The sequence below is a fragment of the Massilia luteola genome (assembly GCF_034420155.1).
In the GTDB taxonomy this organism is placed as follows: domain Bacteria; phylum Pseudomonadota; class Gammaproteobacteria; order Burkholderiales; family Burkholderiaceae_D; genus Telluria; species Telluria luteola.
In genome coordinates this window covers 1-17,800 of record NZ_JAXOFN010000039.1, presented here as the reverse complement: position 1 = coordinate 17,800, position 17,800 = coordinate 1, and the positions used below count along the sequence as shown (strand labels likewise).

General features: G+C 62.1%; 16 protein-coding genes and 1 tRNA gene. 5 read left to right on the top strand and 12 right to left on the bottom strand.

Translation table 11 applies throughout. The features are described from left to right. Positions 1-8 precede the first annotated feature (8 nt). The 3 genes from U9J41_RS25810 to U9J41_RS25800 all read left to right on the top strand — a co-directional run bounded on the left by U9J41_RS25810 (position 9) and on the right by U9J41_RS25800 (position 1,571). The gene (locus tag U9J41_RS25810) at positions 9-677 is read left to right on the top strand and encodes an energy transducer TonB (protein ID WP_322405033.1); all 669 of its coding nucleotides are present in this window, start codon (positions 9-11) and stop codon (positions 675-677) included. Positions 678-756: 79 nt separating this feature from the next. Further along, complete coding sequence (locus U9J41_RS25805) at positions 757-1,002, top strand: hypothetical protein (protein ID WP_322405032.1); 246 nt, start codon at positions 757-759, stop codon at positions 1,000-1,002. Between the two features lie 98 nt (positions 1,003-1,100). After that, complete coding sequence (locus U9J41_RS25800) at positions 1,101-1,571, top strand: nuclear transport factor 2 family protein (protein ID WP_425261126.1); 471 nt, start codon at positions 1,101-1,103, stop codon at positions 1,569-1,571. 9 nt (positions 1,572-1,580) lie between these two features. Here the strand turns inward: U9J41_RS25800 and sodC are convergent, their stop codons facing one another. Then, positions 1,581-2,111: a superoxide dismutase [Cu-Zn] SodC gene (gene sodC, locus U9J41_RS25795; RefSeq protein WP_322405030.1), complete on the bottom strand. Its 531-nt coding sequence runs from the start codon at positions 2,109-2,111 to the stop codon at positions 1,581-1,583. A gap of 174 nt (positions 2,112-2,285) precedes the next feature. Between sodC and U9J41_RS25790 the strand changes: the two genes are divergently transcribed. After that, a complete protein-coding gene (locus tag U9J41_RS25790) occupies positions 2,286-2,606 on the top strand; it encodes a hypothetical protein (RefSeq protein WP_322405029.1) in 321 nt (106 codons plus the stop codon). On the opposite strand, the gene U9J41_RS25785 is transcribed toward U9J41_RS25790, so the two are convergent. Continuing rightward, a complete protein-coding gene (locus tag U9J41_RS25785) occupies positions 2,581-3,150 on the bottom strand; it encodes a cysteine hydrolase family protein (RefSeq protein ID WP_322405028.1) in 570 nt (189 codons plus the stop codon). The two genes, U9J41_RS25790 and U9J41_RS25785, sit on opposite strands and share 26 nt — an antisense overlap. 278 nt (positions 3,151-3,428) lie before the next feature. Here U9J41_RS25785 and yfcF point away from each other — a divergent pair, with 278 nt between their 5' ends. After that, the gene (gene yfcF, locus U9J41_RS25780) at positions 3,429-4,046 is read left to right on the top strand and encodes a glutathione transferase (RefSeq protein WP_322405027.1); all 618 of its coding nucleotides are present in this window, start codon (positions 3,429-3,431) and stop codon (positions 4,044-4,046) included. 80 nt (positions 4,047-4,126) lie between these two features. On the opposite strand, the gene rpoC is transcribed toward yfcF, so the two are convergent. The 10 genes from rpoC to tuf form a co-directional block, all read right to left on the bottom strand. After that, a complete protein-coding gene (rpoC, locus tag U9J41_RS25775; RefSeq protein WP_322405026.1) occupies positions 4,127-8,377 on the bottom strand; it encodes a DNA-directed RNA polymerase subunit beta' in 4,251 nt (1,416 codons plus the stop codon). Positions 8,378-8,597: 220 nt separating this feature from the next. Beyond that, a complete protein-coding gene (gene rpoB, locus U9J41_RS25770) occupies positions 8,598-12,707 on the bottom strand; it encodes a DNA-directed RNA polymerase subunit beta (RefSeq protein ID WP_322405025.1) in 4,110 nt (1,369 codons plus the stop codon). Positions 12,708-12,989: 282 nt separating this feature from the next. Continuing rightward, entirely contained in the window at positions 12,990-13,364 is a 375-nt protein-coding gene (gene rplL / locus U9J41_RS25765; protein WP_056439748.1) for a 50S ribosomal protein L7/L12, read from the bottom strand. A gap of 53 nt (positions 13,365-13,417) precedes the next feature. Continuing rightward, positions 13,418-13,945 carry a 50S ribosomal protein L10 gene (gene rplJ / locus U9J41_RS25760; RefSeq protein ID WP_056439741.1) on the bottom strand — a complete coding sequence of 176 codons (528 nt, stop codon included), beginning with the start codon at positions 13,943-13,945 and terminating at the stop codon, positions 13,418-13,420. A gap of 338 nt (positions 13,946-14,283) precedes the next feature. Continuing rightward, positions 14,284-14,979, bottom strand: coding sequence for a 50S ribosomal protein L1 (rplA, locus tag U9J41_RS25755; RefSeq protein ID WP_322405024.1), 696 nt, complete (start codon positions 14,977-14,979; stop codon positions 14,284-14,286). Continuing rightward, a complete protein-coding gene (rplK, locus tag U9J41_RS25750; RefSeq protein ID WP_322405023.1) occupies positions 14,980-15,411 on the bottom strand; it encodes a 50S ribosomal protein L11 in 432 nt (143 codons plus the stop codon). A gap of 105 nt (positions 15,412-15,516) precedes the next feature. Next, the gene (nusG, locus tag U9J41_RS25745; RefSeq protein ID WP_322405022.1) at positions 15,517-16,140 is read right to left on the bottom strand and encodes a transcription termination/antitermination protein NusG; all 624 of its coding nucleotides are present in this window, start codon (positions 16,138-16,140) and stop codon (positions 15,517-15,519) included. Beyond that, positions 16,140-16,529, bottom strand: coding sequence for a preprotein translocase subunit SecE (secE, locus tag U9J41_RS25740; RefSeq protein ID WP_322405021.1), 390 nt, complete (start codon positions 16,527-16,529; stop codon positions 16,140-16,142). The genes nusG and secE overlap by 1 nt, the downstream gene beginning before the upstream one ends. Positions 16,530-16,566: 37 nt before the next feature. Then, positions 16,567-16,642 (bottom strand) — tRNA-Trp (locus U9J41_RS25735). A gap of 111 nt (positions 16,643-16,753) precedes the next feature. Further along, positions 16,754-17,800: elongation factor Tu (tuf, locus tag U9J41_RS25730; protein ID WP_322405020.1), on the bottom strand; the 1,047-nt coding region annotated here is incomplete at its 5' end.

Sequence of the window (17,800 nt, the reverse complement as noted above, 5' to 3'; positions counted from 1 at the left end):
AGATGGCCATGCAATTCACGAGTCTCTCGAGCGGCAACCGCCCCGACGGCAAAGCCGCGAAATTCGCCCTCATCGCGGGCCTGCACGTCGTCGTCGGCACGCTCTTCATCCACAGCCTGAATACGAAGAAGATTTCCCTGTCCAGCCTGCCGGAACAGGTGCTCGTCATGATCGAACCCGAACGGCCGACACCGCCGCCACCGCCCGAGCCGCCCAAGCCGACACAGCAGCTGGCGCCGCCGGATATCGTGGTGCCGAAGGTCGAGGTGGACGTCGCGCCGCCGCCGCTGCCGAACCCGGTGCAGGCGACCACGGCATCGGATCCGTCGCCGTTCCCGGCCATGCCGTCCGACCCCATGCCGGAAGCGCCGGCCACGCCCAGCGCCAACCCCGGCCAGATGCGCACGGCCGTCTTCGCGGACGCCAACGGCTGCGCCCTGCCCGACTATCCGGCCGCCGCCGCGCGCCGGGGCGACACGGGCACGACGACGCTGGCCCTGCTGGTGGGCCCGGACGGCCGCGTGAGTTCGGCGCGCATCGACCGGTCGAGCGGCTCGCGCGACCTGGACCGCGCCGCCATCAATGCGCTCAGCCTGTGCAAGTTCAAACCCGCCACGAACAACGGCGTGGCGGAATCCGGATGGGCGAAACTCGCCTTCGTCTGGAAGCTCGACTAGTTTGTCGTCCCCTCCTTGGCCCGCTCCCTCCGGCGGGCTTTTTTTTGCGTAAAACCATAAGAACGACGGGAGACGCACGATGCGTCACGCACCATCACTAGCCGCCTGCGCGGCCTGCGGCCTGGCGCTGCTGCTCGCCTGGCTCGCGCTGCAGCCATATGCGGCGCCCGTGCCGACCGGCCCTTTTTTGCCGGGCTACGGCAGCGAGCGCGCACTGGCGCACGTGCGGGCGCTCGCGCAGGCGCCGCGCCCGGCCGGCCTGCCGCCGCTGCTGCTGCCGCTGACCGGGACCACGGTAGCGGCCGACGTGCTACGCTTTCGCTGATGCCGGTGCGCCGACATCCCTCACACCTCACACACCGCGCGTGGACGGATTCGCATACGATACAGGCCTGTCTCCCTCAGCCCATGAAAGGAATATCCATGTCCGAATCCCGCCCGCCATTCCCGCCGTTCACCCGTGAAACGGCGATCCAGAAAGTCCGCCTCGCGGAAGACGGCTGGAACAGCCGCGATCCGGCAAAGGTCGCGCTGGCGTACACGCCGGACAGCCGCTGGCGCAACCGCACGGAATTCGTCGACGGCCGCGAGCAGATCGTCCAGTTCCTCGACCGCAAATGGAAGAAGGAACTGGACTACCGTTTGATCAAGGAACTCTGGGCCGTGGACGGCAACCGCATCGCCGTACGCTACGCCTACGAATGGCACGACGATTCCGGCAACTGGTTCCGCACGTTCGGCAACGAAAACTGGGAATTCGACGAACACGGCCTGATGCAGCGGCGCTACGCCTGCCTGAACGACATGCCGATCAAGGAATCCGAGCGCAAATACCACTGGCCGCTGGGACGGCGGCCGGGCGATCACCCGGGATTGTCCGACCTGGGCCTGTGAATCGTCCGGTTACTGGATGACGCCGCAGGCGATGCGCGCGCCCCCGCCGCCCAGCGGTTTCGGTTGATCCGAGAAATTATCGCCGCCGGCGTGAATCATGAGCGCCTTGCCCTTCACCTCGGACAGCCTGGTCAGGCGCGGCGCCGTCACCGCCGTGCTGGCCCCGCCGTTGTCCGACACCACGAGTGCCGGCAAGTCGCCCAGGTGGCCGTCGCCGGACGGGCCGGCATGGTGTTTGGATGCCGTCGGATCGAAGTGCCCGCCGGCCGCACCGGCCGCGACCTTTTTCCCATCCTTCTCGTTGACGCCGCAACTGGCGATGTCGTGCACGTGGAAGCCGTGCGCACCCGGCGGCAGGCTCGTCAGATGCGGCGTGAACACGAGGCCGTTGCCGGATTCGGTGATCGTCACGCTGCCGATCATCTTGCCGGTGCCGTCCGTGCTCACCAGGGTCATCGGGGCCTGCAACTGGTCGGCCGCCTGGACGCCGGCGGCTGCGGTGAGCGCACATGCGAGTGCGATGAGCGATTTCAAAGTCATGCCGTCTCCTTTCAGGGTTCTTTCAGGTTAGGAATGTGTCGCGGGGATAGTGTATTCGATAAAAATTGATCAAGGTGAACGGGATCGGAAGCTTGAGGTGACACAACAAAGATCGCGGGTTCCGCAGGAACAATGGCGGGTCGGTGGCTGCTGCCACGACGGTGAGGAGACATCATGCTTGAACCCGCACAACCGGACCTGCCGGAACGACACCAGTACATCCAGGAGGTTCACAACAACCTCATCGAAGCCCATCCAGAGCTTGCCGGCGACGGCAGCTTGCTGGACCGGCTCGAGCGCGCGTATGCGCATGCCGTGGTGTTGGGGTTCACGGACAGCGCGACGATCATGCAATTCCTGCGCTACGAAACATCGGCCCCGAATTTTTATCGCCAGCCGGCCATCGACGCCTGGCTCAGGACGCCGGGTCAATCTGTCGAGCAGCGCTTCGCGGACGTGGTGGCGCGGGTCAAGTCGCGGTTGCGGCGGGACTGACGGCCTGGACGTCATCGGTCGCGCGCACCTCGGCATACTCGCCGTGCAGGTTCGCCAGCGCCATCAGGTGGACATCCTCGGCGCTGCGCGGCGTGCCGCCGAAGTCCGCCTTGTCGAAGGTAAAGCAGGCATCCGCCACGACGATGGTCGAGAATCCCAGGTTGCCGGCCGTGCGCGCCGTCGCCTCGACGGAATTGTTCGTGCTCACGCCTGCGATGACGACGTGGCGGATGCCGCGCGCATGCAGCCACCGTTCGAGCCCGGTATTGATGAAGGCATCCGGGACGTTCTTTTCGACGACGTGCTCGTGCGCCAGCGGCATAAAGCGTTCCTGGAATTCGGCGCCGCCCTGGCCGGGCGCAAAGACCGACGCCGGCGCGCGGCTGATGTGGCGCACCAGGACGACAGGTTGATCTCGTGCCCGCCACGCGGCCAGGAGGCGGGCGATGTTGTCTTCCGCGTGCGGGTTGTTGCGGGGCGGCAGGGTTGGGCTGAGCATGCCTTTTTGCATGTCGATGATGAGCAGGGCGGTTCGTACGGCCATGATGTCCTCGGCTGGGCAGGCGGCGCGGCGCGCCGTCACTGCCCCGCGAGCTTAACACCCCGGGCGCCACCGTTTCCCCGCCGAGCCACCGGAACCGTCCCTCGAGATGTCTGACAACGCTCATGGGGCGCCTCATCCAGACCGATAGAGGGCATTTGCCGGCCTTGTCTATTTCATAATTTTGATACATCAATCATTGCCTGCGTCCGTGCAGTAACAGCAATCTGATGTTATCGTTGTCGGTCCAACAACATTACACAGAGTGCCAAAGGACCTTCATGCTTCTCTACGTCGACGCCCAGTACGCCAGTCCCTATGCGATGTCTGTTTTTGTCGGACTCAAGGAAAAAAATATCTCTTTCGATATGCAAACGCTCGATCTGGGAGCGGGCGCAAACCACTTGCCTAATTACGCCGTTACGTCGCTGACGCGACGCGTACCCACTCTGATCGAGGGCGATTTTTCTTTGTCCGAGTCCTCGGCGATCACCGAATATCTCGATGAGGTATATCCCGGCGTCGCGCTGTATCCAGCCGCCCCCAAAGCGAAAGCACGCGCCCGAGAAATCCAGGCGTGGCTGAGAAGCGATCTGCTGCCGATACGGCAGGAACGTTCGACAGAAGTCCTTTTTTATCGCCCATCCGATGCGCCTCTTTCCATCGCCGCCAGGCAAGCCGCGCAAAAGCTGTTCGACGCTGCGGACAGGTTGCTGGCACCGGGCCGCGAACACTTGTTTGACACCTGGTGTATCGCGGACGTGGATCTCGCATTGATGCTGAACCGTCTCGTCCTGAATGGCGACGCCGTACCGGCGCGGCTCGCGGACTATGCGAAAAGACAATGGGAACGAGCGTCGGTTCAGGCCTGGGTGAACCTGGCGCGTCCTCCGCTCTGAGCGAACGGCATCCCCAAAAAAAACGGCACCCCTCGAGGTGCCGTTTTCATTAGCCGACTAGGCTAAAGCAAAAGCGAAGATTACTCGCCGTCGCCGTGATGCTGCTCGACCGAAGCCGCCGCCTGCTGCTGGTCTTCCATCGCCTGCAGTTCGGCAGCCATATTGGCCTTCTCCTGCTGCAGCAGCGCTGCGCGCTCTTCGGCTTCCCACGCTTCTTTCTCCTTGCGGGCGCGGTGGAAGGCGAGACCCGTACCGCCCGGGATCAGGCGGCCGACGATGACGTTTTCCTTCAGGCCGCGCAGACCGTCGCGCTTGCCCATGATCGCCGCTTCGGTCAGCACGCGGGTGGTTTCCTGGAACGATGCGGCCGAGATGAACGAATCGGTCGACAGCGATGCCTTGGTAATACCCAGCAGCACGTTTTCGTAGGTCGCCGGCAGCTTGTTGGCGGCCGTCATGCGGTCGTTCTCTTCCAGCAGTTCCGAACGCTCCACCTGCTCGCCGACGATGTAGTCGGTGTCGCCGGCTTCGACGATCTGCACGCGGCGCAGCATCTGGCGAACGATCACCTCGATGTGCTTGTCGTTGATCTTCACGCCCTGCAGACGGTACACGTCCTGCACTTCGTCGACGATGTAGCGAGCCAGCGCTTCGATACCCAGCAGGCGCAGGATGTCCTGCGGATCGGCCGGGCCGTCCACGATCATCTCGCCCTTGTTCACCACCTGGCCGTCGTGCACCAGCACTTGCTTGTCCTTGGTGATCAGGAACTCGTGCTTGTTGCCGTCCATGTCGGTGATTTCCAGGCGCTGCTTGCCCTTGGTCTCTTTACCGAATGCGACCGTACCGGTGACTTCCGCCAGCATGCCGGCATCTTTCGGCGAACGGGCTTCGAACAGCTCGGCAACGCGCGGCAGACCACCGGTAATGTCGCGGGTCTTCTGCGATTCGGTCGGGATACGTGCGAGCACTTCACCCACCGATGCCTGCTGGCCGTCCTTCACCATGATCAGCGCGCCGACCTGGAAACCGATCGTCACGGCGTGTTCCGTGCCGGCGATCTTGACTTCCTGGCCTTGTTCGTTCAGCAGCTTGACCTGCGGACGCAGGACCTTGCTGGCCGAACCGCGGCGTTTCGGGTCGATCGCCACCAGGGTCGACAGGCCGGTCACGTCGTCGACCTGGCGAGCGACGGTGACGCCCTCTTCCACGTTCTCGAACTTGATCGTGCCGCCGTATTCCGTGATGATCGGACGGGTCAGCGGGTCCCACGTCGCCAGCGGCATGCCGGCCTTGACGACCAGGCCGTCCTGGACAGCCAGGGTCGCGCCGTACGGCACCTTGTGACGCTCGCGCTCGCGGCCGTGGTCGTCCGTGATCAGCACTTCGCCCGAACGCGAAATGACGATCTGGGCGCCCTTGCCGTTGGTCACGTAACGCATGGTCGCCGTGAAGCGGATCGTACCGTTCGACTTGGCTTCGACCGACGATGCCACCGCCGCACGCGATGCCGCACCACCGATGTGGAACGTACGCATGGTCAGCTGGGTACCCGGCTCACCGATCGACTGCGCAGCCACCACACCGACGGCTTCGCCGGAGTTGACCAGCATGCCGCGGCCGAGGTCGCGGCCATAGCACTTCGCGCACAGGCCGTAACGGGTGTCGCAGTTCAGCGGCGTGCGGACCTTGACTTCGTCGATGCCCAGACGCTCGATCTCTTCGACCATGTCTTCGTCCAGCAGCGTGCCGGCTTCGTACAGGGTTTCCTGCGTTTCCGGATTGACGATGTCGTTACCGGCCACGCGGCCCAGGATACGGTCGCGCAGGGCTTCGATCACTTCACCGCCTTCGACCATCGCCTTCATCAGCGTGCCGTTGGAGGTGCCGCAATCGTCTTCCGTCACGACCAGGTCCTGCGTCACGTCGACCAGGCGACGGGTCAGGTAACCCGAGTTTGCCGTCTTCAGCGCGGTGTCGGCCAGGCCTTTACGGGCGCCGTGCGTCGAGATGAAGTACTGCAGAACGTTCAGGCCTTCGCGGAAGTTCGCGGTAATCGGCGTTTCGATGATCGAGCCGTCCGGCTTCGCCATCAGGCCGCGCATACCGGCCAGCTGGCGGATCTGGGCTGCGGAACCGCGGGCGCCCGAGTCGGCCATCATGTAGATGGCGTTGAACGACTCTTGCGTGCCCTGCGTGCCGTCGCGCTTCGTGACCGGCTCGACCTTCAGCTGGTCCATCATCGCCTTGCCCACTTCGTCCGAGGTCTTGCCCCAGATGTCGACGACCTTGTTGTAACGCTCGCCGGCCGTGACCAGACCCGACGAGTATTGCTGTTCGATCTGCTTCACTTCCGCTTCGGCGGTCGCGATCATGCCCTTCTTGACGTCCGGGATCAGCATGTCGTCGACGGCGATCGAGATACCGGCGCGCGTCGCCAGGCGGAAGCCCGACTGCATCAGCTTGTCGGCAAACACGACGGTCGCACGCAGGCCGCACTTGCGGAACGACGTGTTGATCAGCTTGCTGATCTCTTTCTTCTTCAGCGCGCGGTTCAGCACCGAGAACGGCAGGCCTTTCGGCAGGATCTCGGACAGGATCGCACGGCCGACCGTGGTCTCGTAACGGGTCAGCGTCTGGTCGAAACCGCCTTCGGCGTTACGCGGGAATTCCACGATACGCACGGTGATGCGGGTCGCCAGCTCGACTTCCTTGTTGTCGTACGCGCGAATGACTTCCGACACGTCCGGGAACATCATGCCTTCGCCCTTGGCGTTGATCGCCTCGCGCGACGCGTAGTACAGGCCCAGCACGATATCCTGCGACGGCACGATCGACGGTTCGCCGTTCGACGGGAACAGGATGTTGTTCGAGGCCAGCATCAAGGTGCGGGCTTCCATCTGTGCTTCGATCGACAGCGGGACGTGGACTGCCATCTGGTCGCCGTCGAAGTCGGCGTTGAACGCCGCGCAGACCAGCGGGTGCAGCTGGATCGCCTTGCCTTCGATCAGGACCGGCTCGAACGCCTGGATACCGAGACGGTGCAGCGTAGGCGCACGGTTCAGCATGACCGGGTGTTCCTTGATGACTTCTTCCAGGATGTCCCAGACGACCGGTTCCTGCTGCTCGACGAGCTTCTTCGCGGCCTTGATGGTGGTCGCGAGACCCATCAGTTCCAGCTTGTTGAAGATGAACGGCTTGAACAGTTCCAGGGCCATCAGCTTCGGCAGGCCGCACTGGTGCAGTTTCAGCTGCGGACCCACCACGATGACCGAACGGCCCGAGTAGTCGACGCGCTTGCCCAGCAGGTTCTGACGGAAGCGGCCGCCCTTACCCTTGATCATTTCAGCCAGCGACTTCAGCGGACGCTTGTTGGCGCCGGTCATCGCCTTGCCGCGACGGCCGTTGTCCAGCAGCGAGTCGACCGCTTCCTGCAGCATGCGCTTTTCGTTGCGCGTGATGATCTCCGGCGCGCGCAGTTCCATCAGGCGCTTCAGGCGATTGTTACGGTTGATGACGCGGCGGTACAGGTCGTTCAGGTCGGACGTCGCGAAACGGCCGCCATCCAGCGGGACGAGCGGACGCAGCTCCGGCGGCAGGACCGGGAGCACTTCCATGATCATCCAGTCCGGCTTGATGCCCGAACGCTGGAACGCCTCGAGCACTTTCAGGCGCTTGGCGTATTTCTTGATCTTCGCTTCCGACTTCGATTCCTTCAGCTCGACGCGCAGGGCTTCGGCTTCGCGGTCGATGTCGATCGAGCGCAGCAGTTCACGGATGCCTTCGGCGCCCATGAATGCGGTGAAGTCGTCGCCGTACTCTTCGTACTTGGCGGCGTAGTCGTCTTCCGACATGATCTGGCACTTCTTCAGCGGGGTCATGCCCGGATCGGTCACGACGTACGCTTCGAAGTACAGCACGCGTTCGATGTCGCGCAGGGTCATGTCCAGGACCATGCCCAGACGCGACGGCAGCGACTTCAGGAACCAGATGTGCGCGGTCGGCGAGGCCAGCTCGATGTGACCCATGCGCTCACGGCGCACCTTGGCCAGCGTGACTTCGACGCCGCACTTCTCGCAGATGACGCCGCGGTGCTTCAGGCGCTTGTACTTGCCGCACAGGCATTCGTAGTCCTTGATCGGACCAAAGATTTTCGCGCAAAACAGGCCGTCGCGTTCCGGCTTGAACGTACGGTAGTTGATGGTCTCCGGCTTCTTGACTTCGCCGAACGACCACGAACGGATTTTCTCGGGCGACGCCAGGCCGATCTTGATGGCGTCGAAGCTCTCGTTTTGCTGAACTTGCTTGAATAGATCGAGCAGTGCTTTCATTTATCACTCCGGGTGATTGAATTCTGTATCTACTACTACCGCCAGCTTCTCACTGATTTTCGCCAGTGCTTGCTGGAACCACATTCCTTAAAACCGCCTCCCCGCGCAGGCGGGGATCCAAGTTTTTCGGCTGATCCGCCGAACTTAGGTTCCCGCCTGCGCGGGAACGACGATGTTGAGGTCGCGGGCCAGCCCGAAGGCTGGCGGCCGTGCCGCTGTCTTAGTTGCGCTCGAGATCGATGTCGATACCCAGCGAACGAATCTCTTTCACCAGCACGTTGAACGATTCCGGCATACCCGCGTCGATCACGTGGTCGCCCTTGACCAGGTTCTCGTACACCTTGGTACGGCCGTTCACGTCGTCCGACTTGACGGTCAGCATTTCCTGCAGCACGTACGATGCGCCGTACGCTTCCAGTGCCCACACCTCCATCTCACCGAAGCGCTGGCCGCCGAACTGGGCTTTACCACCCAGCGGCTGCTGCGTCACGAGCGAGTACGGGCCGGTCGAGCGGGCGTGCATCTTATCGTCCACCAGGTGGTGCAGCTTCAGCATGTGCATGAAGCCCACGGTCACCTTGCGTTCGAACGCTTCGCCGGTGCGGCCGTCGAACATCGTGACCTGGTTCTTCGACGGGGTCATGCCCAGGTGCTTCGCGATCGGGTCGGGGAAGGCCAGGTCCAGCATGCGGCGGATTTCTTCTTCGTGCGCACCGTCGAACACCGGGGTCGCGAACGGCACGCCGTTCCTCAGGTTGTTCGCCAGTTCGACGATTTCCTCGTCGCTGAAGTTGTCCAGGTCTTCCTTCTTGCCCGTTTCGTTGTAGATCTTGGCCAGGAAGGCGCGCAGTTGCTCGGTCTCCGCCTTGGCCTTGATCATTTCGCCCAGGCGCAGGCCCAGACCTTTGGCAGCCCAACCCAGGTGGGTTTCCAGGATCTGGCCGACGTTCATACGCGACGGCACGCCCAGCGGGTTCAGCACGACGTCGGCCGGGGTACCATCGGCCATGAACGGCATGTCTTCCACCGGCACGATACGCGAGACCACACCCTTGTTACCGTGGCGGCCCGCCATCTTGTCGCCCGACTGCAGGCGGCGCTTGACGGCCAGGTAGACCTTGACCATCTTCTGCACGCCCGGCTGCAACTCGTCGCCCTGCGTGAGCTTCTTGCGCTTCTCTTCGAACGCGAGGTCGAACTGGTGGCGCTTCTCGTTGATCGACTCCTTCATCGCCTCCAGTGCGTTGGCGGTTTCGTCGTCGCTCGGCCTGATGTCGAACCAGTGGAACTTGTCGAGGTCGTCCAGGTAGGCCTTGTCGATCACGGCACCCTTCGCCAGCTTCTTCGGACCGCCGTTGACGGTCTTGCCGACCAGCAGACGCTCCAGACGCTGGAACGCGTCGCCTTCGACGATACGCAACTGGTCGTTCAGGTCCAGGCGGAAGCGCTTCAGCTCGTCGTCGATGATCTGCTGGGCGCGCTTGTCGCGCACGATGCCTTCACGCGTGAACACTTGCACGTCGATCACGGTACCGACCATGCCCGACGGCACGCGCAGCGACGTGTCCTTCACGTCCGACGCTTTTTCGCCGAAGATCGCGCGCAGCAGCTTCTCTTCCGGGGTCAGCTGGGTTTCGCCCTTCGGCGTCACTTTACCGACCAGCACGTCACCGGCCTGCACTTCGGCGCCGATGTAGACGATGCCCGATTCGTCCAGGCGAGCCAACTGGTTTTCCGCCAGGTTCGAGATGTCGCGGGTGATTTCTTCAGGGCCGAGCTTGGTGTCGCGCGCGACGACCGACAGTTCCTCGATGTGGATCGAGGTGTAGCGGTCGTCCTTGACGACGTTTTCCGAGATCAGGATCGAGTCCTCGAAGTTCAGGCCGTTCCAGGGCATGAACGCCACCAGCATGTTCTGGCCCAGTGCCAGCTCGCCCAGGTCGGTCGAGGCGCCGTCGGCGATGACGTCGCCGCGTGCCACGCGATCGCCCACTTTCACGATCGGACGCTGGTTGATGTTGGTGTTCTGGTTCGAACGCGTGTACTTGATCAGGTTGTAGATGTCGACACCGACTTCGCCAGCCTGCGCTTCTTCGTCGTTCACGCGGATCACCACGCGGCCGGCGTCGACGTAATCGACGGTACCGCCACGGGTCGCCTGCACGGTCGTGCCCGAGTCGACCGCCACGGTGCGCTCGATGCCGGTACCGACGAAGGCTTTTTCCGGGCGCAGGCAAGGCACGGCCTGGCGCTGCATGTTGGCGCCCATCAGTGCACGGTTCGCGTCATCGTGCTCGAGGAACGGAATCAGCGACGCTGCGACCGACACGATCTGGCCCGGGGCCACGTCCATGTACTGGATGCGTTCCGGCGAGACCAGGATCGTTTCGCCGGCTTCACGGGCCGACACCAGTTCGTCGACCAGCGTGCCGGTCGCATCGATCGCGGCGTTCGCCTGGGCGATGATGTAGCGGCCTTCTTCGATCGCCGACAGGTATTCGATCTTGTCGGTGACCTTCGAACCGTCGACCTTGCGGTACGGGGTTTCCAGGAAGCCGTATTCGTTCAGGCGCGCAAACAGAGCCAGCGAGTTGATCAGGCCGATGTTCGGGCCTTCAGGCGTTTCGATCGGGCAGACGCGGCCGTAGTGGGTCGGGTGCACGTCGCGGACTTCGAAGCCGGCGCGTTCGCGGGTCAGGCCGCCCGGGCCCAGTGCGGAGACACGGCGTTTGTGCGTGATTTCCGACAGCGGGTTCGTCTGGTCCATGAACTGCGACAGCTGCGACGAACCGAAGAATTCGCGGATCGCGGCCGAGATCGGCTTGCTGTTGATCAGGTCGTGCGGCATCAGGTTGTCCGCTTCGGCCTGGCCGAGGCGTTCCTTGACGGCACGCTCCACGCGCACGAGGCCGGCGCGGAACTGGTTTTCGGCCAGCTCGCCCACGCAACGCACGCGGCGGTTACCCAGGTGATCGATGTCGTCGACTTCGCCGCGGCCATTGCGCAGCTCGACCAGGATCTTGATCACGGCCAGGATGTCTTCGTTCGACAGGGTCATGTCGCCGACCAGCTCGTCGCGGCCGATGCGGCGGTTGAACTTCATGCGGCCGACGGCCGACAGGTCGTAGCGCTCCGGGCTGTAGAACAGGCCGTGGAACAGCGCTTCCACCGATTCCTCGGTCGGCGGTTCGCCAGGACGCATCATGCGGTAGATCGCCACGCGTGCGGCCGTCTGGTCGGCGGTGTCGTCGGTGCGCAGGGTCTGCGAGATGTACGCGCCCTGGTCGAGGTCGTTGGTGTACAGCGTCTGGATCGCGTCGATGTTGGCATCGCGCAGCTTGCCAAGCAGCTCGTCGGTCAGCTCGTCGTTGGCGTTGGCGATGATCTCGCCGGTGTCGCCGTCGACGACGTTCTTCGCCAGCACGCGGCCGATCAGGTAGTCTTCCGGCACCGAGATGTGGGTGATGCCGGCGGTCTCGACGTCGCGCACGTTCTTGGCGTTGATGCGCTTATCCTTCGTCACGAGCGTCTTGCCCGACTTCGGATCGACGATGTCGAAGCGCGCGACTTCGCCGCGCAGGCGCTCGGCCACGAATTCCAGCTCCGCGCCTTCCGAGCGCAGGTTGAAGTTGTCGAACACGAAGAAGTTGGCGAGGATCTGCTCCGGCGTCATGCCGATGGCTTTCAGCAGGATCGTCACCGGCATCTTGCGGCGGCGGTCGACGCGGAAGAACAGGATGTCCTTCGGGTCGAACTCGAAGTCCAGCCACGAGCCGCGGTAGGGAATGATACGTGCCGAGAACAGCAGCTTGCCCGACGAGTGCGTCTTGCCGCGGTCGTGCTCGAAGAACACGCCCGGCGAACGGTGCAGCTGCGAGACGATCACGCGCTCGGTGCCGTTGATCACGAACGAGCCGTTGGCGGTCATGAGCGGCAGTTCGCCCATGTACACTTCCTGTTCCTTCATTTCCTTCACGACCGGCTTGGTCGGCGATTCCTTGTCCAGGATCACCAGACGCACCTTGGCGCGCAGCGGCGACGCGAAGGTCAGGCCACGTTGTTGGCATTCCTTGACGTCGAAAGCGGGGTCACCCAGTACGTAAGAGAGGAACTCGAGACGCGCAAAACCGTTGTGCGACACGATCGGGAAGATGGAGGTGAAAGCCGATTGCAGACCTTCGTTCTTGCGTGCGGAGGGCCCAGCGTCCGCCTGCAGGAAATTCTCGTAAGACTCCAGCTGCGTAGCGAGGAGGTAGGGAACGTTGTGAACGTTGGCGCGCTTCGCGAACGACTTGCGAATGCGTTTCTTCTCAGTAAATGAGTAGTGCATGGACACTCCGTGAGTGACAGAAAGGATGAGAATTCAGGAATTGCCAGTGGTTAAGCAACCACATGCAAGGCCTCAAATCTCGCCGCGATCCGCCGGGTGATTAGGAACCGGTGCTGCTGTGTTACGATAATGCCGTGCTGCGGTGCTTCCAAAACAGGGGCGCTGCCCATTTTGTCGTAGGGACGACAAAAGAGCCAAAGCCGCATACCCCACCTTCCGGCGGGGATCTGCGCGCTTTGACTCCGGCGCCGGGCACTGTTACCAGTGCCCTTTGCATATGTATTACTTGAGCTCGGCCTTGGCGCCAGCTTCTTCCAGCTTCTTCTTGGCGGCTTCAGCGTCAGCTTTCGGCAGGGCTTCCTTGACGGTCTTCGGTGCGCCGTCAACGACGTCCTTGGCTTCTTTCAGGCCCAGGCCGGTGATTTCGCGGACAGCCTTGATGACGCCGACCTTGTTCGCGCCGACTTCGGTCAGCACGACGTTGAATTCGGTCTGCTCTTCAACAGCTGCTGCAGCGGCGCCGCCGCCAGCTGCCGGTGCCGACATTGCAGCTGCCGACACGCCGAACTTCTCTTCGAAAGCCTTGACCAGGTCGTTCAGTTCCATGACCGACATTGCGCCAACTGCGTCCAGGAACTCTTCTTTGCTAATTGCCATTTGAAACTCCAAATATATGTTGTGTAGTTAGTACTTGACCAAAAAGGCAGGGCTTATTCAGCCGCTGCGGTTTCCGCTGCCGGAGCTGCGGAACCTTCGCCTTTTTGTGCTGCCACGGCAGCCAGAACGCGTGCAAAGCCGGAGACCGGAGCCTGCATGACACCCAGCAGCTGGGCGATGAGGACTTCACGGCTCGGGATGCTTGCCAGTGCCGAAACACCAGCGACATCCAGATTCTTACCAGCGTAGTTACCGCCCTTCACCACCAGCTTGTCGTTGGTCTTGGAGAAGTCGGCCAGCACTTTGGCTGCTGCGACGGCGTCATCCGAGATCGAGTAGATCAGCGGACCAACCATCGAATCAGCCAGCGGTGCAAACTGGGTGCCTTCCACAGCGCGACGTGCCAGCGTGTTCTTCAGAACACGCAGGTACACACCCTGCGAACGAGCGGCTGCACGGAGTTTCGTCAAGTGACTAACCTGGATGCCACGGTACTCGGCGACGACGATGGTTTGCGCAGTTGCTACTTTTGCGGAAACTTCTTCGACGACGGCCTTTTTGTCATTCAGATTAAGACCCACGGTCAATCTCCTTAAATGATGTGGAGGAAATCCCCCGCATCGGTTCGAACACGGCGTCCGAAGTTAAGAAGCGAGACTAACGAATACAACTACGTAGCATCGACTACAAAACTTGCTCGGGTTCGCCATCTGCGTTGGGTTTTACGTATTAACCTCCAGCCCAACCTCTGCCTTTGGCCCAACGGTCTTTGATTGCCTGGCAGCTTGACGCCGCCAGCCCAAAGATCTGCCCCACGATAAAACCATGAGGTCTAAACTTGGATCCCCGCCTTCGCGGGGAGTCGTTCTCGGCAGTGCCGAGAAGGACGAGAACAAGTTCTCGTCGCTTTATTTTTTACTTAAGCAGCCAGGGTGCCGTGATCGACACGGACGCCCGCGCCCATGGTCGACGAGATCGCGACCTTGCGCAGGTAGATACCCTTCGACGAAGCCGGCTTGGCCTTGTTCAGGGCATCGATCAGCGCGACCAGGTTGGTCTTGAGCTGTTCGTCGCTGAACGACTTGCGGCCGATCGTGGCGTGGATGATACCTGCCTTGTCGGTACGGTACTGGACCTGACCGGCCTTGGCGTTGCGCACGGCGCCCGCCACGTCCGGGGTCACGGTGCCGACCTTCGGGTTCGGCATCAGGCCGCGCGGGCCCAGGATCTGGCCCAGGGTACCGACGATACGCATGGTGTCCGGCGAAGCGATCACGACGTCGAACGGCATGTCGCCGGCCTTGACGCGTTCTGCCAGGTCTTCCATGCCGACGATGTCGGCGCCGGCGGCTTTAGCCTGCTCGGCCTTGTCGCCCTGGGCGAAGACGGCGACGCGGACGGTCTTGCCCGTACCGGCCGGCAGAACGACGGAACCGCGAACGACCTGGTCCGACTTCTTCGGATCCACGCCCAGCTGAACGGCGACGTCGATCGACTCGTTGAACTTGGCGGTTGCGAATTCCTTGACGATTGCGACGGCGTTGTCGAAAGCGTAGGCCTTGTTACGGTCTACTTTGGCTTTCATTTCTTTGAGGCGCTTGGACAGCTTAGCCATTTAGATACCCTCCACCGTGATGCCCATCGAACGTGCCGAGCCGGCGATGATGCGCACAGCGGCATCCATGTCGGCAGCGGTCAGGTCCGGCTGTTTGGTTTTTGCGATTTCTTCGGCCTGGGCACGGGTCAGCGTGCCGACCTTGTCGGTGTGCGGCTTCGGCGAACCCTTGGTCACGCCAGCGAATTTCTTGATCAGGTACGTTGCCGGCGGGGTCTTCATCTCGAAGGTGAAGGACTTGTCCGCGAAGGCGGTGATCACGACCGGAATCGGCATGCCCGGTTCCATGCCTTGCGTCTTGGCATTGAAGGCCTTGCAGAATTCCATGATGTTCAGACCGCGCTGGCCGAGGGCCGGGCCGATCGGAGGGGAGGGATTTGCTTTACCAGCCGCCACTTGCAGCTTGATAAAACCGACGATTTTCTTTGCCATGATTGGCTCCTTTGTCGATTATGAGTGGTAGCGCTCCACCACCTATCTGGCGGAGCTCCTCTTATCGGATTCCGCCTTGCTGCTGCGACGCTCCGATTCGGCGTTTTAGACTTTCTCTACCTGCCCGAACTCCAGTTCCACCGGAGTCGCGCGGCCGAAGATGGTGACAGACACCCGCACCTTCGATTTTTCGTAGTTGACTTCCTCGACGCTGCCGTTGAAGTCGGTGAACGGGCCTTCCTTGATGCGCACATGCTCGCCCACTTCGTACAGCACTTTGGGCCGCGGCTTCTCGACACCTTCCTGGACCTGCTGCATGATCTTGTCGATCTCGCGCGCCGGAATCGGGGTCGGCTTGTTGCTCTTGCCGCCGATGAAGCCGGTGACTTTCGGCGTGTTCTTCACGAGGTGCCAGGTCTCGTCGGTCATTTCCATCTCGACCAGCACATAACCCGGGAAGAAGCGACGCTCGGTTACCGATTTGCTGCCGTTCTTGACTTCGACCACTTCTTCGGTCGGCACCAGGATGCGGCCGAACTGCTCCTGCATGCCGCCGCGCTCGATGCGATCGGTCAGGCCACGCATCACGCTCTTTTCCATGCCGGAGTAGACATGCACGACGTACCAGCGCTTATTACTGACCGGAACACTCAGCGGCGCGCCATCGTCTTGTGCCGGAACGCCGGCCGCCGGGACTTCACCCGGCACGTTTTCAGCGTTTTCGCTCATTACTGTTTCCACCCAAGGATCACGTCGTACATCAGGAACTCAAGAATCTTATCCGTGCCCCACAGGAACATTGCCATCACCAGCACGAACCCGAACACCACGGCGGTGATCTGGGTCGCTTCCTTGCGGGTAGGCCATACAACCTTCTTCGTTTCACGTACGGATTCCTTCGCGAAGATCAGGAAGTCGCGACCGGTGGCGGAAGTCCACAACAGCAGGACGGCAATAGCCAAACCAGCCACGAGTGCGCCTGCGCACATCAGGGCTGGTTTGTTCTGGCCTTTCAGAATGAAAAAGCCGACCACGCCTGCAATCGTAGCAACCACTGCCAGCGCGACCTTGAACTTGTCGTTCGAGGTGCCGACGGTTTGCACGGATTGATTAGACATACTTAATTTACTTTCGGGTGCCTGGCACCGAATTCGGTGGCAGGGGCGGAGGGCATCGAACCCCCAACCTTCGGTTTTGGAGACCGACGCTCTGCCAATTGAGCTACGCCCCTACAAAAACTTCTAGCTGAATCGAGCATTATACGCGAGGTGGATACTTCGCGCAACACTCTATTGTTGGGCGGAACAGAAACGTTCCGCCCGGAGGTACTATCTTACTGCGATCAGGCCAGGATCTTGGCAACCACGCCGGCGCCGACGGTACGGCCGCCTTCGCGGATCGCGAAGCGCAGGCCTTCTTCCATCGCGATCGGTGCGATCAGCTTGACGGTGATCGACACGTTGTCGCCAGGCATGACCATTTCCTTGTCGGCCGGCAGCTCGATCGAACCGGTCACGTCAGTCGTACGGAAGTAGAACTGCGGACGGTAGTTGTTGAAGAACGGGGTGTGACGGCCGCCCTCATCCTTCGACAGCACGTAGATCTCGCCGGTGAAGTGGTTGTGCGGCTTGATCGAACCCGGCTTGGCCAGGACCTGACCACGCTGGACATCTTCACGCTTGGTGCCGCGCAGCAGCAGACCGACGTTGTCGCCGGCTTGACCCTGGTCCAGCAGCTTGCGGAACATTTCCACGCCGGTGCAGGTGGTCTTGACAGTGTCGGTGATGCCGACGATTTCGATCTCTTCGCCGACCTTGATGATGCCGCGCTCGACACGACCGGTCACCACGGTACCGCGACCCGAGATCGAGAACACGTCTTCAACCGGCATCAGGAAGGCGCCGTCGACGGCACGTTCCGGGGTCGGGATGTAGGTGTCCAGGGCTTCAGCCAGGCGGGCGATGCACTCTTCGCCCATCTCGCCCGGCTGGCCTTCCAGCGCCATACGAGCCGAACCCTTGATGATCGGCAGGTCGTCGCCCGGGAACTCGTACTTCGACAGGAGCTCGCGCACTTCCATTTCGACCAGTTCCAGCAGTTCCGCGTCGTCGACCAGGTCGCACTTGTTCAGGAACACGATGATGTACGGCACACCCACCTGGCGAGCCAGCAGGATGTGTTCGCGCGTCTGCGGCATCGGACCGTCAGCGGCCGAGCACACCAGGATCGCGCCGTCCATCTGGGCAGCACCGGTGATCATGTTCTTGATGTAGTCGGCGTGGCCCGGGCAGTCGACGTGAGCGTAGTGGCGGTTGGCCGTTTCGTACTCGACGTGCGCGGTGTTGATCGTGATGCCGCGCGCTTTTTCTTCCGGCGCCGCGTCGATCTG

Bases quoted from the DNA above. Each gene is read 5' to 3' on its own strand.
- U9J41_RS25810 (WP_322405033.1), top strand. From the start codon at position 9: ATGCAATTCACGAGTCTCTCGAGCGGCAACCGCCCCGACGGCAAAGCC.
- U9J41_RS25805 (WP_322405032.1), top strand. From the start codon at position 757: ATGCGTCACGCACCATCACTAGCCGCCTGCGCGGCCTGCGGCCTGGCG.
- U9J41_RS25800 (WP_425261126.1), top strand. From the start codon at position 1,101: ATGTCCGAATCCCGCCCGCCATTCCCGCCGTTCACCCGTGAAACGGCG.
- sodC (WP_322405030.1), bottom strand. From the start codon at position 2,111: ATGACTTTGAAATCGCTCATCGCACTCGCATGTGCGCTCACCGCAGCC.
- U9J41_RS25790 (WP_322405029.1), top strand. From the start codon at position 2,286: ATGCTTGAACCCGCACAACCGGACCTGCCGGAACGACACCAGTACATC.
- U9J41_RS25785 (WP_322405028.1), bottom strand. From the start codon at position 3,150: ATGGCCGTACGAACCGCCCTGCTCATCATCGACATGCAAAAAGGCATG.
- yfcF (WP_322405027.1), top strand. From the start codon at position 3,429: ATGCTTCTCTACGTCGACGCCCAGTACGCCAGTCCCTATGCGATGTCT.
- rpoC (WP_322405026.1), bottom strand. From the start codon at position 8,377: ATGAAAGCACTGCTCGATCTATTCAAGCAAGTTCAGCAAAACGAGAGC.
- rpoB (WP_322405025.1), bottom strand. From the start codon at position 12,707: ATGCACTACTCATTTACTGAGAAGAAACGCATTCGCAAGTCGTTCGCG.
- rplL (WP_056439748.1), bottom strand. From the start codon at position 13,364: ATGGCAATTAGCAAAGAAGAGTTCCTGGACGCAGTTGGCGCAATGTCG.
- rplA (WP_322405024.1), bottom strand. From the start codon at position 14,979: ATGGCTAAGCTGTCCAAGCGCCTCAAAGAAATGAAAGCCAAAGTAGAC.
- rplK (WP_322405023.1), bottom strand. From the start codon at position 15,411: ATGGCAAAGAAAATCGTCGGTTTTATCAAGCTGCAAGTGGCGGCTGGT.
- nusG (WP_322405022.1), bottom strand. From the start codon at position 16,140: ATGAGCGAAAACGCTGAAAACGTGCCGGGTGAAGTCCCGGCGGCCGGC.
- secE (WP_322405021.1), bottom strand. From the start codon at position 16,529: ATGTCTAATCAATCCGTGCAAACCGTCGGCACCTCGAACGACAAGTTC.